We start from the raw sequence: 19553 nt of genomic DNA, 5'->3' as shown, positions 1-19553 counted from the left end.
AATGATCAATATCGATGAGAGTTCATTGATATGCGATCTAGCCGAAACCTATAAAATATATGACTACAAACAGCTGCCAGCTTCTAAGGTAGCTGTTTTTTCATGTGGACTTAGAGATGAATCTAGAATAAAGCAAAAGCTTAGTGGGCAAAAAATTCCGCTGAATACTCTTTTATTAGCGGGAATAAACGATAACTTAAGACTTTTGGTTTGGGCAAAAACAAAAGATGGCCAAAAAGGAAAAAAACAGCCTGAATCGATTCTTTCTAAATTAGTCGGAAATAACATGAACGAAAGAGAGGAAGTTGTATTTGATTCTGGTGAGGATTTTACTCGTATGAGAAAACAACTGATTGGAGATTCAACGAATGGGGGTGAAGAATAATGGCAACAGAATTAGGACAAGCTTTTGTACAAATCATGCCCTCTGCCAAGGGAATTAGTGGATCCATAACAAAACAATTGTCTGGTGAAGCTGATGCAGCAGGAACAAATGCTGGGAATTTAATTGGCGGTAAGTTAGTTGCGGCGATTGGGGGAATTATTGCAGCTGCTAAAATTGGCGAACTTATAACTAAAGGTATTTCTGCTTCTTTGTCAGAGGGTGCCGCTTTGCAACAGTCATTAGGAGGGATTGAGACTCTTTTCAAGGGCAGTGCGGATAAGGTCAAGCAGTACGCCAATGAAGCATATAAAACGGCTGGATTATCGGCAAACGATTATATGGAGAATGTTACTAGTTTCAGTGCAAGTTTGTTGCAGTCTATGGGCGGAGATACTGAAAAGGCTGCCGATAAAGCGAACATGGCGATGGTTGATATGTCCGACAATGCTAATAAAATGGGCACAAATATGGGTGATATTCAAAATGCCTATCAGGGATTTGCGAAACAAAACTATACTATGCTTGACAACTTAAAACTTGGTTACGGCGGAACTAAAACAGAAATGGAAAGACTTTTAGCAGATGCTACAAAATTAACCGGCGTTAAATATGATATTAACAATTTGAGTGATGTGTACACTGCGATTCATGCTGTTCAAGAAGAATTAGGAATTACTGGAACTACAGCTAAAGAAGCTGCAGAAACATTCAGCGGGTCTTTTACTTCAATGAAATCAGCGTTTTCTAATGTGCTTGGAAATCTTTCATTGGGACGTGATATAGTTCCTTCTCTTCAAGCATTAGCACAAACCACTTCAACGTTTTTATTCGACAACTTCATTCCAATGGTCGGTAATATATTGAAAGGTCTGCCGGTAGTGTTTTCTACACTATTTCAAGAAGCTGGTCCAAGGTTTCTCGAAGGTGGGGAAGCATTGTTGTCACAGTTAGGAATTGGGATCGATGGAGGTTTATCAACGTTGTTAGGAAACGTTCGAAGCGCAATCGATCCAATAATTCAAGCATTTAAAACAGCCTTTGGTCAACTTCCACAGCTATTTCAAACAGTGGTATCTACACTTACGCCAATAATTAACACAATTGCTACTGCCTTTACTAAGCTTGATTTTAGTGGGCTTCAAGCAGTAATCTCTGCAATCATTCCTGCTATAACGAATGCTTTCAGTACGATGATGACAATTGTTAGTCCTGCTATTGATATGGTCGTCAATTCTTTTGTAAAAATGTGGAATGCAGCTCAGCCTATCGTCACTGTGTTGGCTAGTGCGCTGATGCCTGTTTTACAAGTTGTAGGTGCATTTTTAGGAGGAGTTTTCAAAGGAATTCTAATGGGTGTTTCTGCGACATTCGACATGATCACAAGTGCAATCGGATTTTTAACGCCAGTTATTACGTGGCTAGTTGAAGCGTTCAAAGCCTGTGTACCTGCATTAACAACTGTTGCTGAGTGGGTTGGAACTGTTATTGGGTACTTTACAAATTTAGGCAGTGCAGGAGGATCGTTAAGTGGCATACTAAGCAGCGCTTGGAGCAATATTAAAACTGCGGTATCAACAGCTGGAAGTTTAATATCAGGTGCAATTAGTGGCATTCGTGTCGTATTTAGTAGCTTAGGAAGCGCTGGTAGTGCTTTAAGTGGTGTTATGTCTAGTATATGGGGCGCAATTCGATCAGTCATTTCAGCTGCAGGAAGTATTATCAAAACTGTGATATCAACTGTTAGTAGCGGATTTAGTGCAATGGGAAGTATTTTTTCAAGTGTTGGATCTCAAGTAACAGGTATTATCAATAATGTAAAAAATGTTATTAGTGGTCTTGCTAATATTGATATCAGTGGTGCTGGTGCAGCTATAATGAATGGATTTTTAGGAGGATTGCAATCGGCTTGGGAAGGTGTAAAAAATTTTGTTGGAGGCATTGCAGATTGGATCAAAGAACACAAAGGACCGATTTCTTATGACCGAAAATTGTTAGTACCAGCTGGTAAAGCAATAATGGGAGGGTTTAACGAGTCATTAAAAGATAAATTTAAAGATGTTCAGGAAACAGTAAAAGGTATGGCGGCCGGTGTTGCTAATAGCTTTGTAGTAGATGAAGTAAGTAAGATGAATGATAAAAATTATCAAATGAGTATTGCTAAAACAATTACTAATGGCAATATCGCACCTAATCAGATGACTAATAATTCAAATTATCCTGAAAATAATACAGTATACCGACTGATGGTCGAAGCAATTGAGAAACTTGCAAGTAGACCTGTGCTTGTTAGCGTTGAAGCTGACTATAATGAAATTGTAAGGATTTTTGCTGAACCTATTGCACAAGAACAAGCTGCAATCGAGACCTTTAAAAATATTATGAATGGAGTGAGTCCAAAACGATGAAATTATCAGTTGAATTTAATGGACATGATTTAAGCGAATTCATTGTCGTTTTAGATGGTTTCACTCAATTTGTTGGATCCGATTGGAAACCTTCACTTTCGGAAACCGATGGAACTCCCAGAGGGGCGGAATTCGAATACACAACATACAAATCAAAGACGATTCCCATGCCTTTTTATATCAAAACTCAGTTACCAGAAAAATACGATGAATTGCAAAAAATTCTTAATGTCGATGAACCCAAAGCGTTAATTTTTGGTAATTTGCCTAATCGTGTATACTATGCAATTCCTGAAGGGCATCTTGATTTTAAAGAATGGATTTCTTCAGGAAAAGGTACTATTAATTGGGTCATTCCAGAAAGTATTGCTCGATCAACAATCATTCGGCAATTTCCAGCAACATTGAATGCATCGGGTATTTTAGAGGCAATTGTAACGAACAACGGATCAGAATCCGCTTGGTTAGACTATGATATTCATATGAACCATGAAAATGGTTATATTGGTATTGCTTCTGAGTATGGTGCTATTCAGCTTGGAAAAGTTGATGAAACGGATACTGTACCGGCTGAGAAGTCGGAGTGGTTGGTTAATGCAATTGGTTTTGAGGCATTGAATACTTGGACAACAAATGCTGGTTTCGTACCATTTAAACCATCAGATTTTGTCAAAGGCGGTTCTTGGAAATCAGAGATTAACAAAGGACAAACCTATCTTAATTGGGCAAATCTTGGAACAGGGACAAAATATCATGGCGTAACCAAACAATTACAACTGCCTGCCGATAGTCATGGAGAGGTCGGAGTTAGTGACAAGTGGGCCCTTCAATTTAAACCTTGGTTTGCGAATACACAAATCGAGGGTGGAGGAGTTCAGGCAATTATCTTGGCTACTGCAGATGGCAACTATCGAACAGGCATTATGATTCAAAAAGATCGCCGATGGAATAATAACTTCAAAATGATTGTGTTTGATGGTGGTCTATCAAATGAAGGAGCCGCAACTACCAAATTTACTTCCAAGTATTTTGATTTAGCAGAATCTAAGAATAAATTCACGGCTTGGGATAGCGGTATGTTCGAAATTTCCAAAAAAGGAAAGCAAATTGTTATTAAGTTTCCAGATGGAGGCACACATACAATTAATGATTCCGATGATTCGATCGACTATACAAATGTGACAATCATGTCTGCTGCACATGGAAGCAGCACTCCTTTACGAAATATGGGGTGGCTTTATGTCAAGTTAAGAAAAGATAACGTGTATTATGACAAAGATGTTCCAAACCGTTTTGCAAAGTCAACGGATGTTTATATTGATGGTGAAGCGGGAAAGGCTTATGAGAATGAGAAACCAATTGCACATGTAATCGGTAGTAATTTCTTTCTTGTACCGCCAGGAGAAACAAAGATTCAGTTTTCTTATTCAGACTTCAGCGATCCAAGACCTGATATTGTAGTAAGTATGCGAGAGGTGTATGGATGATGACAGAGATTCCAATCATAGCGGTAAAGAGTCAGTACGATCAAGTACTGGCTTTTTTTAATAATGCAGCACCAAAGGCGATGCATTTCAAAAACGATCGTCTCCATGAATACGTAAAAGGAAATGCTAGTCAGTTCACATTTAAAACTGCAGCAAAACATCCGGATTCTCAATATCTTATCGAAGGCAATAAGCTGGCTTTTCGATGGAAAAACAAAGACTTTGACCTGAATATTGTTAAAGTCGTTAGAAACGAGATGACGGTTGAAATTACTGCTTATTCGACTATGTTTGAGTTACTTTATGAAACAAGAGGAGAGTATAGCGGATCAGCGATGACATTTGAGCAATATCACAACGTATTTGATCCAGAAAAAGTATTAGTTATTGGGATCAATGAAGTTTCGAATGTGAAAATATCAAATAAATGGGAAGGCAAACAAACCATGCTTGCCCGTTACTTTTCATTAGCTTCTGTCTTTTCAGCGGAAATTGAGTTTGTGACTGAGTTGAATGATGATTATAGCTTGAAGCAAATCACAATGAATATTTACAAACAGTATTCTGATGGAATCAATCAGGGCATCGGTCAGAATCGCTCAGACCTTATACTGAAATATGGTAAAGGAATTTCTGGAATCACAAAAACAACAGATATTACCAAAGGGATCTATACAGCAATTTTGGCGTATGGGAAAGATGGTTTGTCAATTAGCAGCATTGAGCGTAACTGGTATGATGCATCTGGAAATCTGGAATACTTCACACGTAAAGGACAGCCTAGAATCTATGCACCACTGGCAAGAGATAATTTCCCATCTAACATTTTGGCACCAGAAAACGAGCGATATACAGGTTATGTAGCAGAAGATACCGAGTATACTTCGCAAGAAGCTTTACTAGGATATATGCTTTCTGAACTCAAAAAGCTAAGTGCGCCAGAAGTAACTTATGAAATTGATGGCAAATTCGATGTGGATGTAGGGGATACGATCATAGTTGAGGATGACGGCTATAATCCTACATTATATTTATCTGTACGTGTGGCCGAAACTGAAAAGAGTCTCTCCAATCCATCTATCCGTAAAGCAGTTATTTCAAATGTAAAAGAATTAAGCTCTGAAATCGATGCTTCGCTGTTAGCACAGGTTCAAGCTTTAATTGAAGCGAACAAAACATACAACTTCGAAATCCTTACAAGCAGTGGAATCGTATTTAAGAATGGATTCGGCAGTACCACATTAACTGCTCGTGTTAGAGATGGTATCAATGATGTAACAGATACCTTTAGTCTGAAATGGTATAAAGATGGCACCTTGTTTTCAAACACCAAGACAGTGACGATCAATGCTGCAGATATCGAAGAAAAAGCAGTCTTTCGTTTTGAAGTAGCAGACGATTCGGGGAATGTGCGTGGTGGCGCTGAGGTGACAGTCACGAATGTTGACGATGGAAAAAAAGGGGAACCAGGCGAAACATACTATCCACATCGTGGATATTTGATGGCTGATGGTACGCTTGTCAATCAGGTTCCTAATGAGAACTTACTGAATGCTAGATTAGTATATCCAAGTTCTAATAATGCTACAGCATATCCAATCTCCAATACCACTATGGTTGAAGACGGAAAACAGTTTAATAGAACTATGCGTACCAATCCAACCTCACAACCAGGAATATTTAGTATCTTTACAGCTATCGATATTACTGCATTTGCTGCTAAGTTATCTGGTAAACGTGTTGGTTTAAGTGTGATGGTTAGAGGTAGTTCACCAGTTAATATGATGCTTATGGCAAGATATCGTATTGCTGGGGGTGAAAGCAGTATATTTCCAGGGGAAGCTAATGAACGAGTAGATGTAAGAACCTATTGGACTCAAGTTAAATTTGTGGTTGAATCGTTTCCTGCTAATATCGATTTACTACGGTTCAATCCATTATCAATTATAAACCCAGTTCCAGACCTAAGTAAATTCTATTTAGATATGAGAGATTGGAAAGTTGAGATCCTTGAACCAGGTCAAGAACCTAGTTACTACACAACTCCGCCAAATGTAGACTACGAGAATGCATATCCTAAGTATGAAGGTTTCTATTCAGATACTAATCAAGCACATTCAACTGATCCAGACAAGTACAAACCATGGACTCCATTCATGGGACCGCAAGGGGGACAAGGTCCCAAAGGAGATTCAGCACCACTCATTTCTTTATCAGGAGCAACACAAGCGATCACAGTTGATAAAGATGGAAAGATCACTCCAGCTTCTAGTTTTGCGGTGAACGGAACTGCAGTGAACACAGTTATCTCAAATTGGACGTATAGTCTAAACGGTGGCAATTTTGGTTCAGCTGTTCCGACAGGAGTCACACGATCAGGTAATACGGTTACGATTAATCCAGTTACTGCGACATTTGATCAACTAACCATCAAGGCGGCAGATGCGACAGTGAGCGATGTATTCACCATTTCTAGAATCAAAGACGGTGGAGAAGGGACCCCTGGCGCAGATGCTTATACTGTGTTTCTTACGAACGAATCCTACACCTTTGCGGGATCAACAACTGCAGCATTGGCTGGATCAACAACAACAGAAGTGATCGTATATAAAGGCATCAACAAAATCACGCCTACTAGCATTACCGTAGGAACTAAGCCGACAGGACTCTCCTCTAGTGTGAGTGGATCAATAATCACATTAACCGCTACAACTGCATTAGTATCAAAAAGCGGTACCGTGCCAATCACAATCACAGCTGATGGCAAAACATTCACGAAGCAGTTTGCCTATTCAATTTCTTTTCAAGGTGGAAAAGGTGATACAGGAGATACCGGTAAAGGGGTTGCTGCCGAAGAAATAAGCTATTCCATTTCTCAAGATGGAGTAAATCCACCGACCTCTGGATGGTCAGGGACTAGACCTACACCTAAAGCGGGCTGGTATATGTGGACACGTACCAGATTCAAATACACGGACAATACCTACAGTGCTTATTTCTATCTTGTCGCTCAACAGGGGAACGATGCGATCGTTATCTCTGATACAGCACCTGCCAATCCAACAAAAGGAACTTTATGGCAAGATAGCAGCGTTGTTCCTCAGATCATTAAAGTATTTGACGGCACTGCTTGGAGTATGTGGGGGATGCCTATTGATAACTTGCTTGCTACCAACATTCTTTCTGAGAATGGGTTGTTCAAAAGGTTAGAAGGGGCCGAGATTGTAAATACATTTTCCTATACAGATTCTGGTGTAACTTATACTGGAACTACTACTATGAAAGATGGGAATGTGACTATCTCACGAACAGGTTCAGACGGATCAACTTGGACAACCACAATGGATCGTGTACAAGGGTTCGTTGATACCTACAAATCTGGTCCCTCAGCACCTTCAAGAGTTACTCAATTAGGGCAAGGGAAATTATATATGGTGGAATCTGGTGTGGGTGGCTACCTGCCTGCAGCAGCTTTAAATCCTGCAAGTTGGACAAATTTATCTTACGCATCAGGATTTACAACAGCAGAAAATAACCCATGTCAGTATCGAAAAGTTCAATTAGTTGACGGATCGTGGGAGTTGCAACTTAGAGGCCAGATTAAGCCGACTTCTGGTGATTTTAGTACATCAGCCTCACCAACAGGAGGAATATTACCTGCTGGATTTAGACCAACAAGGAATGAACTGGTACCCGCTGCAGATAGCACCAAAAAAGGTGCGAGGGTAGTTGTTTTGTCAACAGGGGAAATTCAAATCAATACACCAAATGGAGGGAACTATGTTTCCTTTGGTGGGATAAGGATTGCATTGTAGAGGAGGAGAGACTATGTTTCGCTGGACCAGCATTACCCCCGTTTACTCAGCTGACGGGACAATTTTGGAATACAACATTGCTGTAGATGCACAAAATGATCAAAGGGAATCTGCGTATGGACAAATTACTGTTAAACCAGAAGATCTTGATCTAAGTGAAATCAATCGTGTTTCTAAAGAAAAACTCATTGAAATGTTAACAGAGGAGCAAGCATAGTGCTTGCTCTTTTTATGTTGCTAATTGTCAAAAATAGAAAAGGAAAGTGAGATATATGGATATGAAAATGTTGTTATGGGCACAGGAAATGATGAAGGATGAATATGGGAAAATTGTGATTTGGCTGGTATTTATTTTGGTTCTAATGGCGATTGATGTATTAACTGGTTTTATCCAAGCTTATACCAATCATGACTTGAAGTCTGGAAAGATGAGTACTGGTTTGTTGAAGAAATTCGCCTTGCTCTTGGTTATGGTAGCAATCGTTCCTTTAACAGTGGTGTTGCCTGGTATTGTTTCTGTCACCGTGATTATTAGTGTTTACACCTTAGAAATGGTAAATGAATTGATCAGTATCTTAGAGAATTTAAACAAGCTAGGTGTTGGCACAAATATCTTTGATCCTATTATGAAACGATTAAAAGTAAATAATGAAATTCCGACTGAAGAAAAACCAGACTATGGCGATGGTCAGGAGTTCACAGAAAAGAAAGAGTAGCCTATAAGTTGCTCTTTTTAACTTGAAGGGATGATGAACATGAGAAACAAAGAGAATTTTATTAGTGACTTTGAAAAAGTTGCTAACGAACAAACACTTCAAACGGTTGATCCAGTAGAAGATGCTTCACATGCAATGAATCAATCAAATGAACTTAAATATGTACTTCCAAATGTGCTCAGCAAAACAGGTAAGGATGAATCCTTCATTTTCGCGAAGAATCTGCGTGAAAAGACGGGTTCTGATTTAGGCGAAGTATTAGAAGATTATTTTTATGTAGGAAGAGGTGAATAGAATGGCGTTTAAAGATTCGCATGGTGGTCATTGGGGATTAAATATGATGGATCCTGGTGCTTTAGGCTGCGGATATAAAGAAGCTGAAATCGCACATAAAATAAATGAGCTAATGCGCTCTTATACGGGGGTACCTGATACTTCAGATTATAAAGCGACCTCAGTCAATCAAAACTTAGGTAATATTGTGACGAATATGAACAACTTTCCGGGAGATTATCATATTAGCAATCACTTGAATGCTTTTAATGGTATTGCGAACGGTGTCGAAGTTTGGTATTGGGCGGGCGATGAATCGGCTAGACAAATGGCAGAAAAAGTCTCTGCTACTATCGCCAAAGTAACTGGGCTATTTAACCGAGGTGCAAAAGCAACTACTAGCTTGTATGTTATTCGTAACTCAAATGGGCGCACATTGCTTATTGAATGGGGCTTTATTGATAATCAGGGCGACATGAATAAGTTGCTTCCAAATCTTGATAAGGCAGTTCAAGAAGTTGTTAAATTATTTGGATATACGATCAATTCAAATAATCAAGAATCAGTAATCAAAGATACACCAGAAATCGAAAAAATCTTAGGAGGAATTGGTATGTTTATTTACTGGCAACCACAAGCAAAAGGAAATATCAGTGATGGATATGGAGTATGGGGGAATAAACGATTTCATCTGAACAATGATGAAAAAGTCAAACACTTTAGAGCGATGGTGCGTAATGCAACAGGTGCAGCTTGCAGGGAATATCGTTGGCCTCGTGGGAGTGAACAAATCAAAACTGTAGAAAGTTTTACAGAGCTTCAAAAAACAGTAGTTTAAAAAATAGCCCGCTACGGCGGGCTTTTACATAAATCATATTCGTTTTACTTGCAGTAACCAACTTTATCCTATAGATTAGTAGGTGCGTGCAATACTCTACGAGGAGTATTAGGCGGTAATGCTTGGGGAAGTGTGCCTAGTACTCCTCGATTTTTTTATTTTAGCATTATTTCAATGTAATAGATATTCTTGATTAGAAAATCGTCATAAATTGGTTGAGTTTAATTAATAAAAGTTGTAATGTAGACTCATACCAACCAATCCAATTTTTCATTTGTTTACTCTTCTTTTAGTCCACTCTATCATAACTAGGGTGGACTTTTTGTTGAAATAAAAACTATGTTCTTGTAGAATGAAATCATAGCCTTGACCGGGGCTATTTCATTTTATATCTTTTTTCAGGCCCACTCTCCTTGAGGGTGGGTTATTTTTTGCCAATGGTTTGAACGATTTGGAAATAGCTGATATAATTAATTTACCTTATAAAAACTTTTTCATCTAATTGTGCCACTCCTCCCCGGGAGTGGTTTTTTTGGTGAAATGCAAACTGACGTTTGGTATAATTAACTCATAATCCTCAATAGATTATATCTGCTATGGAAGTCTTGGAAAACGCTTGTTTTCGAGGCTTCCTTTTGGTTTAATGATAGTAATTAAATAAATAGAGAGGATGAATTAATTGGCTCTGAATAATACACAATACCCTTACTCAATTGGGGATTGGGTGGATAAGATGATAAAACAACCCGAGGAAGAGATTAAAGAAGATAGTCCCATTATGGAATATATCCAAACAATTAAAACTTTTCAAACTTCTTTACAGAGTATATTAAATTTTAGAATATCAAGTGAAAATAAGCCTTCTTTGGCAATGAGAAGGTACAAAATTCCAGAAGAATTAAGAGAGTTTTACTTAGTGTATGTTAGTAAAATTGAAGGAAAAGACCTTGTAAATATAAAAGGAGAACATGATCAAACTAAAATTGATCATTTTAAAAAAACGATAGAAATTAAAGGAAATAAGATATTTATTTCAGATACTACTACTAGACTAATATATCAACAGTTTAGACAACATGAAGAGAAAATTGAAGGTGAAAGAACTCAAGATTTATATTTAACTTTATTGAGTCTCGCCTCTATCTTTGAAGTTTTGGTTAATAAGCTATTAGAATATCATTTACTTTATGTGGAAAAAGGACCAGGTAGCTTAGGAGAAAAGCAAATTAAGTATTCTGAGATTTATAATCTTGAAAGTGTAGATATAAAAAAGAAATTTGCGGATTCATTCATTGAATCAATAATGTACAAATCATTTGATGATTGGATAGAAGAATTTTTTAAAATTTGTTGCGATAAAAAATACGATATTTCAAGAGACTCGTATATAATTCCTTTGAAGAAAAGTATTAGTGAAATGTATCAGAGGAGAAATATTATTATTCATAATAATGGAATTGTGAACCAGGTTTACAAAACTAAAGTTCCAGATACTCCCTACGAATTAGGGGAAAGAATAAAAATCACAGACGAATACTTAGAAGAACTTACTCTCAAAGTTAGCATTATGGGAAATTATATGATAACACAGCATATTAAAAATAAAAAAATGCTTAAAAATAGAGAACTGTACGATAGCCTTGAAACAATATGTTTAGAATTATTAAATAACGATAGATTCGCAGAAACCAGGTTAATCACAAATATTTTAAGAAAGAAAGTCGACTTTCAGGAAGACGATACTTGGTTAAGTGATATTGAAATAAAACGTAAAGCAGTTTCTGACTTTATTCATCGATATAATTATTGGCTCAGCTATTATCTGGAGGGATTAGAAAGTATCCCTCAGAGAGATATACAAAAATATATTAATAAAAATAAGGGTAAAGAATGGTTTAAGCAAGATGAACAAATCCAGTTAGGGATTTCATCACTTACTGACTCCAGAAAAGAATTTGCAAACAAAGCGATAAGGTATTGTAGAGAAATGGAGCAAGTAGGAAAAGTCAGTTTATTAAGAACATTAGAGTGGCCTATGTTTAGACTCATATCAGATGAAGAGAATTTTATTGATTATTCCAATGAAACAAAGTACAATGTATTTGTAAAGGAATCAGAAGGAGAGATTACTATGCTGAATAATAATAATAAAGAAATGGAAAAAAAACCATCGAATAAAAACGCTAAAAAATAATCTTTTTTGAATTTTATTTATGTTAGGCGTAAAAAAGATCTTAACGAAAGTTAAGGTCTTTTTTCATTGCTTCAAACTCAATCATAATCTTAGTTTTGCCAATAACAGTGTACTTCTTCACAACAAATTGTTTCCGATCGTTATACTCACCAGCGACTACGATCTGCATCCCTTCGTCCACATCCGCTAGAAAGTTTAAACTATGCGCTGCAATTAAACAGTTCACTCCATCAAGCGAGAACCGCACCAAAGGGGTCTTGCTCATCTTCAAGACACGTATCTTCGAAACTACACCTTTCATCGATTTCATAACAATCGCCTCCATAAGCTCGTACATAATAGCGACAATCCGTTTTACCTAAAGTGACAGAAACATAAAACTCGATACATTTTGAGCCGTATAAATCTTCCTGAGATTCAGAAATCGAGTTCGGAAATTCATTTATAAACTCAGAAAGAGATAGGTAGCCCTGCTCGTATTGACTGATTATGTTCATATCAGTTGCCGCCGGGCTTATACTTTGTGTTAGGATCATATTTTCGAAGAATCTTGTCTTGCGTCCTAACATGATCAAACAGGTAGTTGTCACCATCTTTTTTAAATACAAACGCCAACTCTTCCGGATATCCGCTGTAACTGCTGGGGATGGTGAAATAGGGTTTGCCGAAGTTCTCCATAGTTCTAACAAATTGATCGTACAATAAGTGTGCAGGACCCATTCTTTCGATAAATTCATAGTAGTATCTTTCTAATGCATAGGTTCGTTGGTGCGCAAGTGGTATTTGCATATCAATCACTCCTTGCAAGAATTATACGAACAAATGTTCTTTATGTAAAGAGTGACTAATAATAATTTGAAAAAAACAGTTCTCACTAAGAAAATTTATTTTGCATCAATTTTGCATTAACTTTGAAAAATAGCTTATAAATCAATGTTTGTAATGGGGGTTTTAGGCTTGTACTCTCCTTATATCAACGCTTTGGAGCGTTTAGCCTATCTTTTGAGATAGGCTTTTTTGTTTGTTGTGGGCAGAAAAATGGGCAGAGAAGCTAACTGACTGCCGAGCTTGATCGATGACCATCTGAAAAACCCTCAGCCTAGACTCGATCTGGAAATCAACAGAAATGTACACTAATTCGTCGAACCCTTTTTTGCTTGTGGTCCTGCAACAAACGAAAAGAATCAATCGGGCAAACGCGCTAAGGCGTATTCAATTTGTTCAGAAGTAAAGCCTTCAAAAGAAAGTTGGCTCGCCACACGCTCATCTGATAAGGATAAATTTTGCGAGTAGCGAATTGCTTTTTTCAAAGCTTGCTCGTTCCAATCGGCATCCACGGTGGCTACGGCAAAGTCTGCTGCGCTCTCAGAAAAATCTTCATAGAGTAATTGACGTTTCAAGCTCGACTGAGAAAACGCATTGCTGGATAAGTATCTTTCTGCACGATTCAGTGCATTTCTTTCTTCACGAGAAAGTTGAGGTGTATGTTGCTCGTTGTTTGCGGGTTCTTCTTGTTGCGCGCTGCTTGCTTCGTTGTTGCCAGCTGTTTGTTCTCCTTGTGGTTGTTCCATGGAAGCAGTGGCATCGCCAAAGGATTCATTTTTCCTTGCTTCGTTACGTAAAGAAAGGCTTAATTGCGCAGTGATGCTATCGAAAGACGTCACATCTTGGTAGAAGGACAAGCCACCATACGAAAACAAGACAATAAAGGCGGAAGCGACAATGAGAAAAACATTTCGATCTCGTTTGTTTTTTTGAGTTATCAACCCAATATAAAATAAGATAATGCCAAAAATGAAACCGATCAAACCGATAAAAAACAAACCAGCGAAAAATGTAGCCATAAGCATCCCTCCTAAGAAAACAGTTTCCTAAAGTTAATAGTACTATGTCTGGAATCAGAAAACAGATTTGTCTTTTCATGAATAGAGGAAAAGAATGATTTGACAAATGTAACGTGTATGCCATTAATGGATCATTCATATGTATTAAAGAAGTGACGCTCAAGAATTACTGGTGAAATCGCTGGTAAACGAAATGAAAGTACAGTTGTATCAGTAGGAGGGAAGAAGATGGATTTTGAAGAAAAAGATTATTTTATGCGTTACACAAAAATTGCGGCACAGGGATTGAGCAAATTTATTACGCAAGGATCTGTTGATGAAATCTTACAGCTGGATGAACAGCAAAGTGGACAGAAGCAAGAAGCGGATACTGCAAAAGACAAAAGCGAGCCAAAAAACAAGAAAGCACCTAGCTAATTTTTTCCTTAGCGAGGTGCTTTCAGTACGAATCGGTATCCTTCATTTGGATAAACTCCTTATGCAGTTTTTTTCAATTCTTGTACAGCTTGCTCGATCGTAATTCCAGTCGCAAAATGATTCGCATCTTTTTTATCGAAAACGATAAATAAATTCAATTTGGTATCCAGAGTTACACGATATTGTAGATCTGTGTTATAGAATGTCATAGTCATTCTCCTTTCTTAAAACTTGTCATTGAAAGGCAACGGTTAGTTGATAACGAAATTCCATAGTTAGAATAACACTTTTTTTCACATTCGTCCAATAAAACTATCAAACGAACGAATCTGACTGATCCTTTTCAAGAAGTCAATGCCTGAGAATGGCAGCAAAAGAAGTTTCCTGGAGTCAGTAAATTCGGGAAAAGTATCTTTGTATATTTTCAGAAAAATAGAATTCATAAAAAATTTCTTAAGAATTTTGAGGATAGCTATTTTCTTAGATAACAAATTTGTAAGATTGAGAGTATGAGTTGGTTGGAAACCTTGATATCATAAGGTTTATCTCCAAATTATGTTTTGTGCAAAAATATATTGATTGTATTTTTTTGAAAAAGAGATCGTATCTCTTGAATTCTATGGTATGATTTACTTTAGAAAAATGAAAATGGATTATGAAAACGGATGTGAAAATATGTGCGGAATTGTCGGCTTTGTCAATTCAAAAGACCAAAAAGAAATCATTATTGAACGCATGATGGACCGGATCGTTCATCGCGGACCAAACAGTTCAGGAAAATTTACCGACGACCAAGTAGCGTTAGGGTTTCGTCGTTTATCGATCATCGACTTAGAAGGTGGCTCACAACCGATTTTTAACGAGGATCGAACAAAAGTCATTATTTTTAATGGGGAAATCTATAATTTTCAAGTGTTGCGGGAAGAATTGATCCAAGCGGGTCATGTTTTTTCTACCCATGCGGATACCGAAGTAGTCTTACATGGCTATGAGGAGTGGGGCATTGATGTTTTGCAGCGCCTGCGGGGAATGTTTGCTTTTGCCATCTGGGATACTCAAAAACAAGAGCTTTTCGGCGCACGGGATCACTTTGGGATCAAACCATATTACTATGCGCAAATGAATGGCAGTTTTATGTTTGGTTCTGAAATCAAGAGCTTTTTGCCTCATCCAGATTTCAAGAAAGAGTTGAACCAAGAGGCATTGAAACCTTATTTGACGTTTCAATACTCGCCTTTGAACGGAGAAACCTTCTTTAAAGGCGTTCATCGTTTGCAAGAAGGGCATTATTATTTGTTTAATGAACAGGGATTGACGATCAAGCAGTATTGGGATGCAGATTTTTCAGTGAAAGAAAATCATTCAAGAGAAGAATGGGTCGACAAAATCGATCAAGCAGTCCAGGAATCAATTGCCGCTCATCAAATCAGTGATGTTGAAGTCGGCTCATTTTTATCCAGTGGTGTCGATTCAAGTTACGTAGCTTCTGTCTTGCGACCAGATCGCTCGTTTTCAATCGGGTTCGATGACAAAACCTACAACGAAGCGATCGAAGCCCGCAAATTGACGGAAAAACTCGGTTTGAACAACACAGCAGCGGTCATCGATGGTGAAATGTCCTTTGAGGCATTTCCCTTGATTCAGTATCACTTGGACGAACCAGATTCTAACCCAAGCTGTGTCCCTTTGTACTTTTTAGCCAATCTGGCAGCACAGCAAGTGCGAGTCGTTCAATCTGGGGAAGGGGCAGATGAATTATTTGCCGGTTATGCTGCTTATGGATTCCACACAAACTCTAAAGCGGTGCGCGTTTTTGCCCAAGGGTTGAAAAAATTGCCACAAAACATCCGCTTTCGTTTGGGACGTCAAATCGGCAAAATGAAAAACTTCCATGGTCGAATCCATCTTTATGAAGCCACGGCACCTGCCCAAGACTTCTTTATCGGGCAAGCACTGGTCTTTGAAGAAGAGGAAGCACTGCAGCTTTTAAAACCAACGTATCAAAAAGGACCCTCTGTTGCTGAAATCGTTGCGCCTCATTACGAGAAAGTCAATGGTCTCAAAGACGAGGTCAATAAGATGCAATATTTGGATCTTCATCAGTGGATGCCGAAGGATATCTTGTTAAAAGCAGACAAAATGTCCATGGCGAGTTCCTTGGAATTACGCGTTCCTTTATTGGATATTGAGATGCAAAAGCTGTCGCAAACGATCCCGACGAAATATTTGATCAATCAAAACAACACCAAAGATGTGTTTCGACAAGCGTCAAACCGTCATTTGCCAAAAGAGTGGGCAAACCGTGAAAAACTCGGCTTTCCTGTACCTATCAAGGCATGGCTGAAAGAAGGAACAGGGTATGAAGCAGTCAAGAGCCTTTTTGAGTCAGACTTTGCGGCAACCTTCTTCGATCAAACAGCAATTTTACAAATGCTTGAAGACCATCGCCAAGGAAAACCGAATCTTCAGCGAAAAATCTGGACGATCTTTACGTTCTTGACCTGGTATAAAGTATTCTTTATTGATGAATCGATTCCAGAAGCCAAAGAAATCGTTTATGAAACACTTTGATTTGAATATGGCAGCAAAAAAAAGCTGATGCGGACATCCCGCATCGGCTTTTTTTATAGACCTAAATATTTTTCCAAGTAATCGACCATGCCATCTTCCGCATTGGTTTTGTCGGTAACATCATTGGCGATCGATTTTAATTGTTGCGTGCCATTCGCCATGGCAACGCCCCAACCCGCATAATCCAGCATCTCCAAATCGTTGTGTTCATCACCAAAAGCGATGATATCTTGTCGATCCAAAGACAAAGAATCCGCGATCACCGAAAGACCAAGTGCTTTATGGACCCCTTTTGATACGATCTCTAAGATAGCTTGAGGTCCGCCCCATGTTCGAACATCGACCGCATCGTCGAATTGATCCTTGATACGTAAAGAAACAGATTCTGCTAATTCATTTTCGGTTTTCACCAGTAATGAAGTGGGGTCCGTTTTTAAATTTGCTAATAGATTTTTTTCGGAAGCATTGCCCGAAAAGAAAAAGTGCTGATCAAATCCGCTTAGGTCATCGATGAAAAAGGTTTCGCGATTTTCTGCTGCCACAAACGTCAGCCCCAGCTGCTCTTTTTGCGCCATGAGCTCAAACGCAATTTCTCGAGAGATCGAGTGCTCCATTTCATTTGCCCAGACTTGTCGAGGTTTATGGACTAACCCACCGTTAAAATTGACCATTGGTGTTGTGAGCGCTAATTCTTTATAGAATTGATCGCTCATACGAAAAGGTCTTCCTGTAGCGATGGTAACAAAGTGTCCCGCTTTGGTGGCGCGAACCAGTACCTCACGTGTGCGAGGGGAAAGTTGGGATTCAGTATTTAAGGTTGTGCCATCTAAATCAATGGCGATGATTTTTGGTTTCAAAAGACTCGCTCCATTCTCTTATGGTAGTGGCTTAAGTGTAACATATTTCTGTCATTTCACAATACAAGTAAGTTTTCGATAAGTTTTCATAATATTTACAAAGCAAAACACGAACATTAAACGTTTTTGGTTCGTTTTATTCGGAAAAAGGTTTGAAAAGCGAAAATTATTCCCTTATAATTTGTAATTGTTCGATGAAAAGCGCAATTATTCATTTTTTCTTTTCATAGAAACGATTAAAGTTCAGGAGTGAAACATAACATGGAAAAGTTTTTCAAATTAAAGGAGAATAAAACGACGGTTTCCACAGAAGTGATGGCTGGGGTCACCACCTTCTTCGCGATGAGTTATATTTTGTTTGTGAATCCGACGATTTTATCTGCTGCAGGCATGCCGTTTCAAGCTGTTTTCTTAGCAACGATCATCGCTTCAGTGATTGGTACCCTGATCATGGGCTTATTTGCAAATGTGCCTTACGCGCAAGCACCTGGAATGGGCCTTAATGCATTCTTCACCTTTACCGTCGTTTTTGGTTTGGGGTATACGTGGCAGCAAGCATTAGCGATGGTTTTCATCTGCGGCTTGATCAACATTTTTATCACGGTCACTCGTATCAGAAAAATGATCATCCATGCGATTCCAGAAAGCATGCAGCATGCAATTGGCGGCGGGATCGGGATCTTTGTGGCTTATGTAGGGATCAAAAATGCCAACTTGCTAAACTTCAGTGCAGACACTGCGGCAGTGACGGGTTCAGTTGTCGACGGTGAGACGATCGTGAGTGCCAATTTTAATGGGGGGATCGTCCCAGCTTTGGCGAATTTCAATAATGCACCTGTTTTGTTAGCAGTGATTGGTTTAGTAGTGACTACTTTATTAGTGGTGAAAAATGTTCGTGGGGCAATTATTTTTGGTATTTTAGGAACGACGATCATCGGTATTTTGATGGGTGTGGTGGATTTAAGTGCCATTGATTGGCACGGGAATTCATTAGGAAGTTCCATCAGCGAACTAGGCATCACATTTGGCGCTGCGTTTGGCTCTGAAGGAATGGGCTCACTATTCAGTGATTCTGCCAAAATCCCTCAAGTAATCATGACGATTTTAGCGTTTAGCTTATCAGATGTCTTTGATACGATCGGTACCTTTATCGGGACTGGACGTCGTACAGGGATCTTTTCGAAAAAAGATGAAGAAGCGGTTGAAAACAGTAACGGGTTGAACACGAAGATGGATAAAGCCCTTTTTGCAGATGCCGTAGCCACTTCTGTAGGTGCCATCGTAGGGACCTCAAATACAACGACTTATGTGGAATCAGCAGCTGGTATCGGTGCTGGTGGACGCACGGGCTTGACTTCTGTTGTAGTGGCAGCACTCTTTGCGATCAGCAGTATCTTTTCTCCACTGATCTCAATCGTTCCCGCACAAGCGACAGCACCAGCGTTGATCTTAGTTGGGGTAATGATGATGGCTTCGTTTGCAGACATCAAGTGGACCGATCTAGAAGAAGCAGTTCCCGCTTTCTTCGCGTCTATTTTTATGGGCTTGTCTTACAGTATTTCCAATGGGATCGCTGTTGGTTTCATTTTCTACGCATTAGTGAAAGTAGTGAAAGGAAAAGCCAACGAAGTGTCTCCGATCATCTGGGTCGTCAATGCGTTGTTTATCCTAAACTTTGTCATTTTGGCTTTGATCAGTTAAGTTTAATGAAGAAAATCTTTCTGTATGTTACCTGCAGAAAGATTTTTTTA

Annotated in this window: 18 protein-coding genes; 12 read left to right on the top strand and 6 right to left on the bottom strand. The window is 38.6% G+C overall.

Features of this window, described 5'->3' with window-relative positions:
• The first annotated feature begins 1 nt into the window (after position 1).
• The 9 genes from IGI77_RS12485 to IGI77_RS12445 all read left to right on the top strand — a co-directional run bounded on the left by IGI77_RS12485 (position 2) and on the right by IGI77_RS12445 (position 12113).
• Positions 2-385: a DUF5361 domain-containing protein gene (locus IGI77_RS12485; RefSeq protein WP_438770163.1), complete on the top strand. Its 384-nt coding sequence runs from the start codon at positions 2-4 to the stop codon at positions 383-385.
• The gene (locus tag IGI77_RS12480; RefSeq protein ID WP_438770162.1) at positions 385-2790 is read left to right on the top strand and encodes a phage tail protein; all 2406 of its coding nucleotides are present in this window, start codon (positions 385-387) and stop codon (positions 2788-2790) included. Before IGI77_RS12485 ends, IGI77_RS12480 begins: the two co-directional genes overlap by 1 nt.
• Entirely contained in the window at positions 2787-4277 is a 1491-nt protein-coding gene (locus tag IGI77_RS12475) for a distal tail protein Dit (RefSeq protein WP_438770161.1), read from the top strand. Before IGI77_RS12480 ends, IGI77_RS12475 begins: the two co-directional genes overlap by 4 nt.
• Positions 4274-8092, top strand: a complete 3819-nt coding sequence (locus IGI77_RS12470; protein WP_438770160.1) for a hypothetical protein — start codon at positions 4274-4276, stop codon at positions 8090-8092. Before IGI77_RS12475 ends, IGI77_RS12470 begins: the two co-directional genes overlap by 4 nt.
• 13 nt (positions 8093-8105) lie before the next feature.
• Positions 8106-8309: a hypothetical protein gene (locus IGI77_RS12465; RefSeq protein WP_434237154.1), complete on the top strand. Its 204-nt coding sequence runs from the start codon at positions 8106-8108 to the stop codon at positions 8307-8309.
• Positions 8310-8364: 55 nt separating this feature from the next.
• The gene (locus IGI77_RS12460; RefSeq protein WP_200125069.1) at positions 8365-8808 is read left to right on the top strand and encodes a phage holin family protein; all 444 of its coding nucleotides are present in this window, start codon (positions 8365-8367) and stop codon (positions 8806-8808) included.
• Positions 8809-8847: 39 nt separating this feature from the next.
• Positions 8848-9102 carry a DUF5960 family protein gene (locus tag IGI77_RS12455; RefSeq protein WP_438770159.1) on the top strand — a complete coding sequence of 85 codons (255 nt, stop codon included), beginning with the start codon at positions 8848-8850 and terminating at the stop codon, positions 9100-9102.
• 1 nt (position 9103) lies between these two features.
• Complete coding sequence (locus tag IGI77_RS12450; protein WP_438770158.1) at positions 9104-9919, top strand: N-acetylmuramoyl-L-alanine amidase; 816 nt, start codon at positions 9104-9106, stop codon at positions 9917-9919.
• 679 nt (positions 9920-10598) lie between these two features.
• Entirely contained in the window at positions 10599-12113 is a 1515-nt protein-coding gene (locus IGI77_RS12445) for a hypothetical protein (protein WP_438770157.1), read from the top strand.
• A 40-nt stretch (positions 12114-12153) separates the two neighbouring features.
• Here IGI77_RS12445 and IGI77_RS12440 read toward each other — a convergent pair whose 3' ends face one another.
• The 4 genes from IGI77_RS12440 to IGI77_RS12425 form a co-directional block, all read right to left on the bottom strand.
• Complete coding sequence (locus tag IGI77_RS12440) at positions 12154-12423, bottom strand: hypothetical protein (protein WP_438770156.1); 270 nt, start codon at positions 12421-12423, stop codon at positions 12154-12156.
• Entirely contained in the window at positions 12344-12610 is a 267-nt protein-coding gene (locus tag IGI77_RS12435) for a hypothetical protein (protein ID WP_438770155.1), read from the bottom strand. The genes IGI77_RS12440 and IGI77_RS12435 overlap by 80 nt, the downstream gene beginning before the upstream one ends.
• A gap of 1 nt (position 12611) precedes the next feature.
• Entirely contained in the window at positions 12612-12902 is a 291-nt protein-coding gene (locus IGI77_RS12430) for a DUF5960 family protein (RefSeq protein ID WP_148395129.1), read from the bottom strand.
• Between the two features lie 395 nt (positions 12903-13297).
• Positions 13298-13957 (bottom strand): Ltp family lipoprotein, encoded by a 660-nt coding sequence (locus tag IGI77_RS12425; RefSeq protein WP_086338018.1) that lies wholly within the window; start codon positions 13955-13957, stop codon positions 13298-13300.
• Positions 13958-14185: 228 nt separating this feature from the next.
• Between IGI77_RS12425 and IGI77_RS12420 the strand changes: the two genes are divergently transcribed.
• On the top strand, positions 14186-14374 hold the full coding sequence (locus IGI77_RS12420; RefSeq protein WP_438770154.1) for a hypothetical protein: 189 nt from the start codon (positions 14186-14188) through the stop codon (positions 14372-14374).
• 59 nt (positions 14375-14433) lie between these two features.
• Here the strand turns inward: IGI77_RS12420 and IGI77_RS12415 are convergent, their stop codons facing one another.
• A complete protein-coding gene (locus tag IGI77_RS12415) occupies positions 14434-14583 on the bottom strand; it encodes a hypothetical protein (protein WP_005229155.1) in 150 nt (49 codons plus the stop codon).
• Positions 14584-15049: 466 nt separating this feature from the next.
• Here IGI77_RS12415 and asnB point away from each other — a divergent pair, with 466 nt between their 5' ends.
• Entirely contained in the window at positions 15050-16945 is a 1896-nt protein-coding gene (asnB, locus tag IGI77_RS12410) for an asparagine synthase (glutamine-hydrolyzing) (protein ID WP_010749664.1), read from the top strand.
• A gap of 53 nt (positions 16946-16998) precedes the next feature.
• Here the strand turns inward: asnB and IGI77_RS12405 are convergent, their stop codons facing one another.
• Positions 16999-17802 (bottom strand): Cof-type HAD-IIB family hydrolase, encoded by an 804-nt coding sequence (locus tag IGI77_RS12405; protein WP_438770153.1) that lies wholly within the window; start codon positions 17800-17802, stop codon positions 16999-17001.
• A 261-nt stretch (positions 17803-18063) separates the two neighbouring features.
• Here IGI77_RS12405 and IGI77_RS12400 point away from each other — a divergent pair, with 261 nt between their 5' ends.
• Complete coding sequence (locus IGI77_RS12400) at positions 18064-19503, top strand: NCS2 family permease (protein ID WP_005237180.1); 1440 nt, start codon at positions 18064-18066, stop codon at positions 19501-19503.
• Positions 19504-19553 lie beyond the last annotated feature (50 nt).

The organism is Enterococcus sp. DIV0213h, from assembly GCF_051711285.1.
Lineage (GTDB): Bacteria > Bacillota > Bacilli > Lactobacillales > Enterococcaceae > Enterococcus_D > Enterococcus_D casseliflavus.
The sequence above is the reverse complement of the archived record's forward strand: the minus strand, read 5'-3'. Positions and strand labels throughout refer to the sequence as shown.